Here is an 11975-nt window from a genome sequence, read left to right as displayed (position 1 = left end):
TGCGGCGATTCACGCCCGCCCTGAAGCGCGGGATTCTCTCGCCTAATGAAGATAGTCGCTCGTCGCGAAATTACTGCTTGGGATCACGAGCGGTCAACAACCCTTGTGCCATGAGTCGCCGGGCGATTACGACCAGACCATTCCCGAATCCTTCGCCGAAGATCGCTTGCTCCTCCATGGTGTCGGGCATGAGTGAACTCACGAGGATCGTCGAGCGGTCGATGAGAACGAGCCGGCCGATCGCCGTCTCGTCTTCAGTAGCATCCTCGCTGTGTAGCCACTCCAGGCCAGAGATGAACGTCGTGGCATCCGGCACGGCCGTCTGGATCTGCTCTTGAAGCGATTCCGTCAACGCGCCGATGAGAAGGTCGACCCCGTTACCGACCTCGTTGAGGCTGGCAACGAGAGCCTCGGTCAAGAGTGACTCGTCGCCGACGACGAGAACGATTTCGACGGCCGCTTCATCGATGAGTTGGTTCGTCCGGTTTTCGATCGTGTCCCGCCCGGACATCGCCCACACCTGCTGGACCGGGGTCTCGTCGTCCTCCTCGACGATTTCGACCGTATCCAGCGCATCGTGAAGGCGCTCGACGCGGTCTTCGTACTGATCACGCAGGGTCTCTGTCGCCTCGTCGAGCGGAACCGCCCGGAACTGCTGCGGGCTTGAGTGTTGGATCTCGACCAGGCCTTGTGCCTCCAGCACTCGAACCGCATCGTACACACGCGTCCGGGGAACCTCCGTCATCTCACTCAATTGCTTCGCTGTACCCGTGTGGAGACGGGACAGGCCGACGAAGCATCGCGCCTCGTATTCTTTCAAGCCGAGTTGCTGGAGGACTTCGATCGCTTCCCCCAGACTATTATTAGTGGTCATGTGTCCCAACCTACTGGTGTGCCCAGTAATTCTCTGAATGGTTTGCTCCCGGTACGGATAGGTATTGTCACTACAGCCATGACGGCTAATCCGGGTGAGACGCGACATGGGCAGTATAAGCGTCCAAATCCGCCGCATAGATCTCCCTTTAGAATTTGTTGTGATAGATTTAGTGACAACAGGTGAATCAAGATTTCACCGCGTAGGAGCACAGATAAACGAGAGATTGAAAAGTAACTCGTTTAATCACAAAAAGAATATACGGGGTGGAAGCTAAACACTTCACCGGCACGCAGTCCAGTTCTGTGTCCCAACCACCGTACTGTTGCGTGCCGGCCCGGCCACCCTCCGTGGCTGGGCTCACAATGACCCATATCCGCCTGATCGATGAGCAGTGATCCAGTCGAAGACCCTCAGACCGCCGCAATCGAGCAACTCGAACAGTTCGGGCTGAGTGCCTACGCCGCGCGAACGTTCGTCGCGCTTTCAAGCCTCGGGACGGGGACGGCCAGAGACGTCAGCCAAGTGTCGGAGGTGCCCCGTACCAGAGTATACGACGCGATCGACGAGTTACACGAGCGGGGGCTCGTCGATATCCTCCAGTCGTCGCCCAAGCAGTTCTGGGCGATCTCCGCCGAAACCGCGAGTCGGACGTTCGAACACGAGCTCCAGCACCGCACGGAACTCCTCCGGACGGCGCTGGGTGAACTCGAACCCGCCGAACGGCGAACTGAACAACGCGGCGTCTGGACGGTTGACGGGCAGACTGCGGTCACCGAGCGTGTTCTCGATTTCTTCGCCAGCGCGGAGGAGGAACTCGTCTACATGACCGTCGAAGAACTGCTTACCGAGGACCTGATCGAGGAGTTAGGCGAAGCCGCAGACCGGGGTGTTTCGATCAAGCTCGGCGGGGTGTCGGCTGAGGTCCAGGAGCGCATTCAGGACGAGATTCCCGGCGCGACGATGTTCGAGTCGCTATGGGTCTGGTCAGACACGTCGGCGGGACGGCTCATGATGGTCGACGGGCGCAAAACCCTCGTGAGCGCGCTCGTCAACGGCGTGGACGCAGGACCCTCCGATCCACGGTCGGAGACCGCCATCTGGGGCGAGGGCGACACGAACAGTCTGGTCGTGGTGCTGAGGGCGATATTCACCTGGCGACTCGACGCGGAGGAGCCCACTTGACGGAATCCAATACCAGCAGATCAACTATCCACATGAATCCATACCATCACGACGAACAGAGAACCCACGGCACTCGAACCGTTGTACAACTTGGTTGACGCGGATGTACTATCCACTTCAAGACCGCTGAGTACAAACACCACTTGCCCACCACCCCCAGCGGTCGGCAGTATTGATTAAGGACGTTTTTATTCACATAATCAAAAATTGGGCAGGTGTGAAAATCACCTGGAGTGATATGTAAGAATCTCCTATACTCTGCTATGAGTGCCTTACCGCCGTTGGACGAGGAAGAACTCAGCCTCCTTGTCCGCCAGTCGATCGGCAGTGAGGAGGAGATAGGTGAGGCAGTCGTGGATGCGTTCGTCGCTGTGGGAGTAGACGTCTACGAGCGTCCCACCACGCTGGCAGAGTGGATTGATCCCGATGTCTTCGAGACCCTCCAGTGGTCTTCTGGTCGTCCGCTATACCTGTGTACACAGATTTGGGACCATCGAGTGGTCATCACCCCGGAAGAGGTCCGGATCTACATCAATCAGGTGGATATCTGATGCCCCACCCTCTCGGGAGCACCCAGTCGCTATCGACTACGAGAGGCTACGATGTCTGACCCTCCCGATGGCTACCGTAGAAGGCGTACTCAGGACGAGGAGGCCCTGTATCAGCACCTGATTGAAGGGGTTTCCTCCCACGCTATCTTCATGCTTGATTCAGATGGTATGATCACTGCTTGGCCTACTCCAGCCCGGACGCTGTACGGGTATGAATCCGAATCGATGCTAGGCAACAATCTGCGGGATCTGTTTGCCGACGATGGGACAGCCGAGTTCGATATCGATATTGACGAGGACGAATCACACCCCGATGTCGCTGCTATGCTTGCCGAGGCTGAGGACGACACGATTAAGGACGAGCAGTGGCACCAGCGGGCAAACGGCTCTGTCTTCTGGGCCACGATGACGATATCGCCACTCGAACACAATGAGGGATACACAGTCATCAGCCAGGACACGACGGCGAGAAAACAGTACGAGCGAATGCTCGAACATCAGAACGACCGCCTCAAGGAGTTCACCGACATCTTGGCCCATGATCTGCGGAACCCGCTGAACGTGATCGACGGCCGGCTCGACCTCTATCAGGAGACCGGCGATCCCGAGCACATCGAATCGATCGAAGCGACGACCGACCGGATGGAACAGTTGGTGGACGACCTGATACGGGTGGCCCGGCAGGGTAACATCGTCACGGATCCGGAACCGACCGACATCAGGGACGTGATCACCACCGCGTGGGAAGGGACGGGCGGTACTGCGGATGGGGCAACGCTGGACTACGAGACGATGCGTCCAGTGAGTGCGGACGCCGACAGACTCTGTGAATTATTCGAAAACCTCCTTCGGAACGCCGTCGACCACGCCGGATCAGATGTGACCGTCCAGGTGGGGGCGCTGCCGGATGGTATCTACATCGAAGACAATGGGCCTGGGATCTCCGAGGACATCCGAGAGGAAGTGTTCGACCACGGGTTCACGACCCGTGAGGAGGGCTCGGGATACGGGCTCTCTGTCGTGCGTAGCATCGCCAACGCGCATGGCTGGGACGTGAGGGTGGCCACAGCCGACGCTGGTGGAGCCCAGTTCGAGATCACGGGTATCGAGTTTTTGTGAGCCATAGGACTCTCCAAACTAAAACCCCCCATTCCACATCGTATGCATTGAGACGACCAGCCTCAACTACTATGAGCCGGCGGTCCCGGCTGAGTCCACCGTACTGAGGAGGAATTCGGCACCTCTGAGGCTGCTGTTAAGATATTGTGGAATAGTATTCTATTTTAGAATAGTATGCTATTCTGTGGATTCTGAAGAAGCAGACTCGCGGGCTTGTTCGAACCGTTCGGCCACTTCATCCACGAGGTCTTCCTCCACAACGGTTCGTAGGAGAGCATCAGTCATTTCTCGAACGACGATGTTCTGGTAGCCCTGCTGGTTGAGTTCCCGCTCTAATTCGTACTTCAGCCAGGAATCGAAGTCCTCGATCGTAGCCTCACGAGCGTAGAAAGGGCGCTGTTTAGCTGCCTCATAGCTGAACGCTGTATCGGTCATCGGGTCCCGCGGCTCGACCGAGTCCCGAGCAGAGGTCTCCTCGGTCGGCTCCGATTCAGATGTCTCATCCGTATCCTGTGGTTCGTCATCCGGTTCATCCTCGAGCGCCTCCCCGAGGTCGGCGAACGGGTCGTCCTCAGCCATGGCGGACCACCTCCCCGGCCTCGACGATGTGCGCCAACTCGTCGAAACACTTCAGCTGGTCACAGTCGGGATCATAGTCCAGCAGGGGTTTGCGCTCGCCGTAGGCTTTCGTGATGCTGGTTCGGTCTCGTATGCCCGGTGAAGGGCTGAGATCGCCGGCGTCGACGGCCTTCCAGTCCGTGATTCGGGCGAAGTTCGGGATGCGGTCCTGAAGATTATCGTGCGAATTGAGCCGTTCAAGCAGCTGGCGATCCTGGGTCTTCTGGTCGATACGGCCGCTCAGCATATTCGGAACCAGCGCCAGGACGTCGACATCCATATGCTGCCGAAGCGGTGAGATCTGTCGCTCGATTGTCCGCTCCAGGCCGGCCATCGCCTCGTTCCCAGGAGCGAGCGGAAGCACGAGATTCGCCGTCGCGACGAGCGCGTTGTCCGTGAGTCGGGACCGGTACGCCGGCGAATCCGTGACGATATAGTCGTACGTATCCCCAAGGAGTGGGTCGACGACTTCCCGTTTGAGCAGCGCTGAGGGTTGGAACACGTCGCCCACGACGATCTCCCGCTCGACCTGTTCTAAATCCTCGCTGGACGGGAGAATATCGAACTCGTAGCTGGTATTGTAGACAACAGAAGTCGGGTCAGCACCATCGAAGAAGACGTCACCGATGGTTTCCTCGGTGTTGTGATACTGGTCATCAAACCCCAGCCCTACGGATGCGTGGCCGTTCGGATCAAGATCGATGAGGAGCACATCGTGGTCGTGGGCGGCCAGCTGTCGAGCAAGGTTGACAGCGATCGTCGATTTGCCGACACCACCCTTCAGCATACACACCGAAACCGCCCGAGAGCTCTCAGCAGTCTCTGCCGGATTATACAGGCTATTCTGTCTATTTGTTGTATCTATACTATTCCTGCCATCTGATTCAGTCATACTATTCAACAATAGCAAACCAGTATAATAACTCTATGGTGGATAGCGTGAATGATCTTCTAATGTGCTTTCTATTTCGGAATAGTATACTATTCTGAAATATCTGAGATAGGGCCAGTCAGCGTCGCATATAGGACGAGTTCCAGCGTGAACCGCCCCGGGGTCAAGTGGTTCGAGACGCCGGAGGCGTCTCGTCATCCCGGAAGACGGAGTCTTCCGGCGACCCCGAGGCTTCTGTCTTCCCGCAGTTTAGTCTGACACTCCCACCGTCCTCGACGCCACACCCCGAGATGGGTCACGGTCGTCTCGAACGGACGAGTGGGTTGCGGTCGGGGCGTCCACAGCCCCCGATGCCCGCCGTCGCACCTTCCGAACAACGGGAAGGCTGTTGAGAGCAGGCACATTCCAGTCCTGATGCCTCTTGATGCCTTTCACGGCGATGTTGACGCTTACACCACGGTCGCTGTGGTCTTGATGGGAACAGCCCTTGCACTTGAACCGCTTCTTCTTCCGGTTCGCACGCTCGGCGTGACCGCACAGCGGGCATCGCTGACTCGTTTTGTACGGGTCAATCCAACCAGTCGGGATGCCCTCGAACGATGCCTTGTACGACGTGCAGTACTGGAGGGCGCGGAACGGGAGGTGGTGCAAGCGCCGGTTCATCCGCGTGCCGTAGTCGATACTGTCGCGCATCTCTTTGAGGTCTTCAAAGACGATGCACGGCTTCTCGAACTGACGGCTCCACTCCACGATGTGACCACTCACCTTGTGGAGTCGGTCGCGGACGAACCGTTCCTCACGCCCTTCCAGCGTGTCTTGGATGCTGTCCTTCCCCCGCGTTCTGCACGCGCTTCCGTATCGTGAAGTACCGATGGCGCTCGAACTTGATTTCGGGAAAGTCGATGACCAGTGAGTCTTCGACGCCATCCTCAGAGAGTGCAGTGAGCGCCACGTTGTCCTCGTTCACGTCCACGCCGACGACCGTCCGCGAGTTCTGCTTGTCTCGAACGGTCTGCTCGGTGTTGGTGACGTTGACGTGGAGTTCCGGCTCGCCGTTACACCACAGTGTCTCCGACGTTGAGACCTTCCACTCGTCGCTCGTGAGCGCGGTCTTGAGGAGGTCGAGGTGGGCGTCACTTCCTTCGAGGATGCCCTTGACATGGTTGTATGGCTTCGCACTGATGCGGAACGCCACGTCGCCGTCGTCGGTGAGCGACAGGTTGTATCCTTCTGTGAAGTTTGCCCGGAGCGGGTAGGTGCTGTCCTTGGTGTGGCTGGGCTTGCCGTAGTCGTCGTACTCGTAGTAGTTCTCCATCGCGCCGAGTGCCTTGACGACGATGCGTTGGGTCGTGTTCTTGACGAGGTCGGAATCGTCTTCAAGACGAGTCGAAATCGGGTCCCAGTCCGTGCCTTCCTTGGCGAGCCGGATGGTCTTGTTGTACACTCGCCGGGCTTCGATAGTGGCGTCGTTGAGCAGGCTCTGGTTGTCACTCTGGATGTCGAGTTGGAAATCCAGCGTCTTGATGAGCCCGTCAGTACCGGTCATCTTGGTCGCAATTAGTTGTAATTCTGAAAAGTCAAAAACCCGTGCAAAGGGCGGTGGAAGTGAAGACGCGTGTCGGCTTCACCCTCGGGGTCAAGCCCCGAGGCACTCGCCTTGCTTTCTCTGTAGAGCGGAGTTCAGACCCAATGTCAGTTATTTTATAGTTCTATTCAGTTGGAGGCGTTGTTAGGGCCATCAAATTTGATTATGGATGCTTCGAATTTTAATCGGCTCGTAATATAGGTCAACACGGCTGGATGTTCTCTCGCGAATGATATCTGCCACTGACATACAATTCCTCCACTGAGACAGACTGGATTGAACAGTTTCTAAAGGGGGTCCTTGCCAACCGAGAGGACCAGAAATTCAGCACGACAATTGGAACGTTCGTGTGCGGGTTCTGCCTACTAGTGGTCGATTCGAAGGCATTCAGGTAGCACGAATTGCTCGAACACGTGCCACTAAGCCCGGCAGCTGAGGTCATCAGGGAATGACGGGTGTCCCAAGTCCAATCCCCGCTGGCGGTTCATTGCAAGACTCAATACTGGTTCACAGCCAGCCGACACGGGGTTGAGTTTCATATTAGCTCTTTATAAAACACCGAGTAGTGGCTCTCTCACCGTGTTCTCGCGTCTTGGGTACGTTACGTCAGGTTATCGACTAATGATGGGGCGTTCTTGGACTCGTCTCGGTTCGTCGGTAGGGACCCCCGGTCAAAAAGAACGATTCGTAGTTCTTGCGCCGTCTCCCGAAGCCGGTCGGCGAAGACCGCTAACGCGGCCAATCCGGGGTATGCGGTATTGAGTGGCTGGTACATGTATTCTTCCGTGACCGTCCGATCCGGAAGCGCCGATCGGGCCTGAACGTGCTCCTGGCGTGTGCACTGCCGTTCGGTAGCGAGGCGCTCACACTGGTCGCGGAACGTCTCGATCTGGTCGTACTCCGCGCAAAGTGCAGCCGTGGTCCACTGTTCAAGCGGGCACGACCCGATGTCCTCAAGCTTCTCACGAACGGGAACCAGTGCTGTCCGGATCTCCTGGAGACCGTCGCGTTCCGCGGCAAGCAGTTCGAGCACCTGTTCTCGGCGCTCAATCGCGTCCGCGACATTGGTTCGAAGCCGGCGGTAGACGGGGGGCGGCAACGACGAGCCGTGCTCAAGTGCCTCCGCCATCTCCGGGCCGAACTCGTAGCGGACGTGCTGTTCGAACGGCTCCCCATACTCCGTCTCGTAGTGGTCGACACTCATCACCGTCTGTCGATACGCGTCCCGGACCGCCGCTAAGTGGTCATCATCAGACCCTGTCGGACCGAGCATCCTGATACCTCCTGGCTCCGGAGAGGGACGGGGAGCAACGTCCGGTTCAATGTTCTCGAGTCGGGCACCGAACGATTCCAGTGCCGTCGCCTCGTCGCGCAGGAGTCGGTGCTCTGCCGCCGCCCACCGGATGCCCTCGTCAAGTGTGGCCAGCGCCGCGTCTGTGTCCATTATGTGAGACATCTTTGTGCCTTTCAATTTAAATTTTGAGTCCGCTCGTCACCTTCCGCTAAACCGGGGCGTCGCCCGCGAACTGGGCGTCGGCATCGGCACTGTGCCGATCGATGCCGAATATAAGCGACACACGCTGGTCACGACCGAGCAGGTGGCAGTTCGCCGCCGCAGAGGGGAGTGAGACGGGCGAGGTGGACACCGCGGAGCCAGCGGTCGAACCCGCGACCGACGCCGAGGAGGATGTCGAGCGAATCCCGTACCGCGGACTCCGGCGGACCGTCGGCGAGCGGATGTCGAACGCGAAGTTCACCGCTCCGCACGTCATCGCCCACCACCCGGACGTGACCGAACTGGTCAGGGTCCGGGCGGAGCTGGCTCAGGAGGCCGAGGAGCGGGGGGTCCGGCTGACGTACATGCCGTTCGTATTGAGGGCGACCGTCTCCGCGCTCCGGGCCAACCCGAACCTCAATGCGGAGCTTGACGAAGAGAATCAGGAGATCGCCCGGAAACAGTACTATCATATCGGCGTCGCCACCGCGACCGAGGAAGGGCTCCTCGTGCCTGTCGTTGAGAACATGGACGAGAAGAGCATCCTCGAACTTGCGACGGAGATCGACGACCTCCCCGAACGGGCCCGGGAGCGGTCGCTCTCCTCCGATGAGCTCTAGGGCGGGACGTTCACCGTCTCGGACTGGGGGGGCATCGCTGGAAACTACCCCACGCCCATTCTCAACTATCCACAGACCGGCATCCTCGGGCTGGGGGAAGTAAAGAAGCGCCCCCCGCGTCATCGAGGAGGAGGCGTCAGGAGCGCCGTTCGCCGACGACGAGACCGTGGCCGGCTCCGTCGTCCCCCGGTACACGATGCCCCTGTCCGTCTCGTTCGACCACCGTGTCGCCGACGGGCTCGACGGCGGCCGATTCGCGAACCACCTCATCGAGCAGCTGGAGGATCCGTGCCGGCTCCTGCTCTGAATCCGCGCGGGAGCATCCGTGGGCGAGCAGACCCCAGTCCAGTAACTCATCTACTGCCGATACTGTAGATTATTCCACTGCCATCCGAGGTTAAACACCACATTACACACTAATTGCTGCTTCTGGAACACACTCTCGTCACGGCAGTATCGACGCTCGCACCAGACCCCTGTCTGCCCACGATTGCCGCGGGCGGCACAAGCTAATTCATAACCGGGGGAAATTCGCGTGATGGCACATCATGACAACCAACGAATGATGGATGCTACCGACCGGTGCGCCGGCCATCCCGCCGCCGTACTGGTGCGAGCCGGAGTCGAAGTACATATACGTCTTCTACGACCGGCCGGACGACGTGCTCGGACGAGCGGTCCCCGAGCCGCTCGAACCTGCCTATGATGACGGTCCCCGCGTCCGCGTGGTCGTTGGCGACCTGATACAGCCGCCACACGCCCACGCGCGGTACCACGAGGGCATCGTCTCGGTGAAGGTCACGTTCGACGGGCGAGTCGGCTGGTACCTGCCGTACATCTGGACCAACAACGACGAGACGATGGACGCCGGTCGGCTGTACGGCTGGTACAAGCAGTACTGCGACGACACGCCGATCCAGAAGGACGGCAATCGTATCCGGGGCGACCTCGAGCGCGACGGGGACTCCATCCTCAGCGTCAAGTTCCGGTCGACCAGCGCGCCCGGCGAGGAGGACGCGCTGGCCGAGCGCCTTGGCGACCTGTTCGAGGGGACCGTCTACGGCGTCAAGAAGGTCCCCAGCCCCGAGAAGGGCGGGAAAGTGCTGAAGCAGGTCGTCGCCACCGACCTCGAGGACGTGACCATGCACGAAATCTGGGGCGGCGACGCCACGGTCGAGCTGACCCCGACTCCGAAGTACCCGTTCCTCCACGGGTTCCAGCCCGGCCAGCGCGACATCGTCGCCGGCCTCTACGCCCGCCCGGAGTTCATCCTTCCGCACGGGGAGGTCGTCCGGGACCGCTACGAGTGACCGCCCCTTAACGGTCGCCGGCCACCGGGCATCGTGTGTCGCACGCCTGGCGTCCCCGGTACTGGTTCTGATGTAGTGGACTACCTCCTATGTCGCCGCGTCCAGGGCCGGCTTCGCTACATAGTCGTGTACGACTCGCGCGGATACGGATACCAAAGGAGCCGACATCGTGCTTGAGGTCAGCGTTGACGTCATCGGGGGTGTAGACCGGGTCGTACGGGATGTCCGGGTCTGCGGCGAATCGTTCTTTCCACCCGGAGAATCGAACGGTCAACGTCCGATTCCACCTGCACCAGGCATCGTTCACAATCATATCCAATCTGTCGGCACATTCTTAGTTGAACTTCCACCCGAAGACGTTCGAGGCGAAGCTCAACCGATACGACGCTGTATAGTCGGTCGCGGTCCGCGCCGGACACTCGGCAACCCAAAAACGAGTTTTGATGACACACTACGGAGGCAGATTGTAATAACGAACTCAGCATGTTAATCCGTTCCAGCAGTCCCCTCAAGGGCTGGCCACCCCCATCTGTAGTTTGTCATTCACTATCATTATGTTCGGCTCCACCAATACCACCGCCGGGCTGCGAGTGGCAGCTGTCGATATCGTGGTTCGACCCGTCGAAAGTGTTTTTTTGGAAGGAACCGACCGATATCCTGAATGATACGAGCTAGCATCATCGGCGCCGGAATGACGAAATTCGGCACACACGCCGACCTGACCCTCTCGGAACTGTTCGCGGCGGCGGCACTCCCTGCGCTCGACGACGCGGGGATCGGACCCGACGAGGTCGACGCGCTGTACTTCGGGAACACCTCGGCGGCCATCTCCGAGAACGACACCCACCTTGGACCGAAGGCGGCCTCGCAGATCGGGCTCGCGGGCGTCCCGACCCAGCGATTCGAGGACGCCTGCGCGACATCCGCGATGGCGACCAAACACGCCGTCGCGGCCATCGAGTCCGGCCTCCACGACGTGATTCTCGTCGGCGGCGCCGAGCGGTGTACCCCGGCGTCCGGCCTCGACACCGACGAGATGACGCGCGTCTTTGCCAGCGCAGCGAGCCGGCAGTACGAGCAGCCGGTCGGTCTCACGTTTCCCGGCGTGTTCGCGCTCCTCACCAAGCGCCACATGCACGAGTACGGGACCACCCGGGATCAGCTCGCCGAGGTGGCGGTCAAGAACCACCACCATGGCAGCCTGAATCCCCGGGCACAGCACGGCCAGAAAATAACGCGCGAGGACGTCCACGACGGACCACTGATTGCCGATCCGTTCCACCTGTACGATTGCTGCCCGTTCTCGGACGGCGCGTCGGCCATCCTGGTGGTCAGCCAGGACGCCGCGGAGAGCTTCGACAGCGAGGCGGTCGACATCACCGGTATCGGTCACGCCTCGGGCGGGGTTCCGCTGGCCGAACAGTCGGCGTTCACTGCGACGCAGGCAGCCCGTGACGCAGTCGGGGCGGCCTACGACCAGTCGGGGCGGACGGCCGATGACGTGGACTTCTGCGAGGTCCACGACTGCTTCACGGGTGCGGAGGTGCTCGCGACGGAGGCGTTGGGGTTGGTCGAGGACGGAGAGGGCGGTCCGGCTGCCGCGGCGGGCCGGACCGCGCTCGGCGGTGATATCCCGGTCAACCCGAGCGGCGGGCTGAAGGCCAAGGGCCACCCCATCGGCGCCACCGGCACCGCACAGATCGTCGAACTCACCGAACAACTCCGG

Annotated in this window: 10 protein-coding genes and 2 pseudogenes; 7 read left to right on the top strand and 5 right to left on the bottom strand. The window is 59.8% G+C overall.

The genetic code is table 11. The annotated features are described in order from the left end of the window. Positions 1-70 precede the first annotated feature (70 nt). On the bottom strand, positions 71-874 hold the full coding sequence (locus tag DP107_RS17155; protein ID WP_144263343.1) for a TrmB family transcriptional regulator: 804 nt from the start codon (positions 872-874) through the stop codon (positions 71-73). A 387-nt stretch (positions 875-1261) separates the two neighbouring features. On the opposite strand from DP107_RS17155, the gene DP107_RS17150 reads away from it, so the two are divergent. The 3 genes from DP107_RS17150 to DP107_RS17140 all read left to right on the top strand — a co-directional run bounded on the left by DP107_RS17150 (position 1262) and on the right by DP107_RS17140 (position 3729). Continuing rightward, positions 1262-2059 (top strand): TrmB family transcriptional regulator, encoded by a 798-nt coding sequence (locus DP107_RS17150; protein ID WP_144263342.1) that lies wholly within the window; start codon positions 1262-1264, stop codon positions 2057-2059. 263 nt (positions 2060-2322) lie between these two features. Continuing rightward, complete coding sequence (locus tag DP107_RS17145) at positions 2323-2610, top strand: hypothetical protein (protein ID WP_238330925.1); 288 nt, start codon at positions 2323-2325, stop codon at positions 2608-2610. Positions 2611-2661: 51 nt separating this feature from the next. Next, positions 2662-3729: a sensor histidine kinase gene (locus tag DP107_RS17140; RefSeq protein ID WP_144263340.1), complete on the top strand. Its 1068-nt coding sequence runs from the start codon at positions 2662-2664 to the stop codon at positions 3727-3729. A gap of 177 nt (positions 3730-3906) precedes the next feature. Here the strand turns inward: DP107_RS17140 and DP107_RS17135 are convergent, their stop codons facing one another. From DP107_RS17135 to DP107_RS17120, 4 genes and pseudogenes are all read right to left on the bottom strand, one after another. Then, the gene (locus DP107_RS17135) at positions 3907-4308 is read right to left on the bottom strand and encodes a hypothetical protein (RefSeq protein WP_144263339.1); all 402 of its coding nucleotides are present in this window, start codon (positions 4306-4308) and stop codon (positions 3907-3909) included. Beyond that, complete coding sequence (locus DP107_RS17130) at positions 4301-5239, bottom strand: ParA family protein (protein ID WP_144263338.1); 939 nt, start codon at positions 5237-5239, stop codon at positions 4301-4303. The genes DP107_RS17135 and DP107_RS17130 overlap by 8 nt, the downstream gene beginning before the upstream one ends. A gap of 249 nt (positions 5240-5488) precedes the next feature. Next, positions 5489-6785: pseudogene (locus DP107_RS17125) on the bottom strand (RNA-guided endonuclease TnpB family protein). Positions 6786-7425: 640 nt separating this feature from the next. Beyond that, positions 7426-8268 carry a DUF7260 family protein gene (locus tag DP107_RS17120; RefSeq protein ID WP_144263337.1) on the bottom strand — a complete coding sequence of 281 codons (843 nt, stop codon included), beginning with the start codon at positions 8266-8268 and terminating at the stop codon, positions 7426-7428. 113 nt (positions 8269-8381) lie between these two features. On the opposite strand from DP107_RS17120, the pseudogene DP107_RS17115 reads away from it, so the two are divergent. The 4 genes and pseudogenes from DP107_RS17115 to DP107_RS17095 all read left to right on the top strand — a co-directional run. Beyond that, a pseudogene (locus DP107_RS17115) lies at positions 8382-9059 on the top strand (2-oxo acid dehydrogenase subunit E2); the annotation flags it as partial. A gap of 46 nt (positions 9060-9105) precedes the next feature. Next, positions 9106-9246 carry a 2-oxo acid dehydrogenase subunit E2 gene (locus DP107_RS17105; RefSeq protein ID WP_144263335.1) on the top strand — a complete coding sequence of 47 codons (141 nt, stop codon included), beginning with the start codon at positions 9106-9108 and terminating at the stop codon, positions 9244-9246. Positions 9247-9508: 262 nt separating this feature from the next. After that, positions 9509-10249: an acetoacetate decarboxylase family protein gene (locus tag DP107_RS17100; RefSeq protein ID WP_144263334.1), complete on the top strand. Its 741-nt coding sequence runs from the start codon at positions 9509-9511 to the stop codon at positions 10247-10249. A 661-nt stretch (positions 10250-10910) separates the two neighbouring features. After that, on the top strand, positions 10911-11975 hold a 1065-nt coding region (locus DP107_RS17095; protein ID WP_238330924.1), incomplete at its 3' end, for a thiolase C-terminal domain-containing protein.

This window comes from Haloglomus irregulare (genome assembly GCF_007421925.1).
GTDB classification, from domain to species: Archaea; Halobacteriota; Halobacteria; order Halobacteriales; family Haloarculaceae; genus Haloglomus; species Haloglomus irregulare.
This window is presented reverse-complemented; position numbering and strand designations above follow the sequence as displayed.

Coding starts and splice junctions, on each gene's coding strand:
- DP107_RS17140 (WP_144263340.1), top strand. CDS start 2,662: ATGTCTGACCCTCCCGATGGCTACCGTAGAAGGCGTACTCAGGACGAG.
- DP107_RS17100 (WP_144263334.1), top strand. CDS start 9,509: ATGCTACCGACCGGTGCGCCGGCCATCCCGCCGCCGTACTGGTGCGAG.
- DP107_RS17120 (WP_144263337.1), bottom strand. CDS start 8,268: ATGGACACAGACGCGGCGCTGGCCACACTTGACGAGGGCATCCGGTGG.
- DP107_RS17130 (WP_144263338.1), bottom strand. CDS start 5,239: ATGACTGAATCAGATGGCAGGAATAGTATAGATACAACAAATAGACAG.
- DP107_RS17155 (WP_144263343.1), bottom strand. CDS start 874: ATGACCACTAATAATAGTCTGGGGGAAGCGATCGAAGTCCTCCAGCAA.
- DP107_RS17135 (WP_144263339.1), bottom strand. CDS start 4,308: ATGGCTGAGGACGACCCGTTCGCCGACCTCGGGGAGGCGCTCGAGGAT.
- DP107_RS17145 (WP_238330925.1), top strand. CDS start 2,323: ATGAGTGCCTTACCGCCGTTGGACGAGGAAGAACTCAGCCTCCTTGTC.
- DP107_RS17150 (WP_144263342.1), top strand. CDS start 1,262: ATGAGCAGTGATCCAGTCGAAGACCCTCAGACCGCCGCAATCGAGCAA.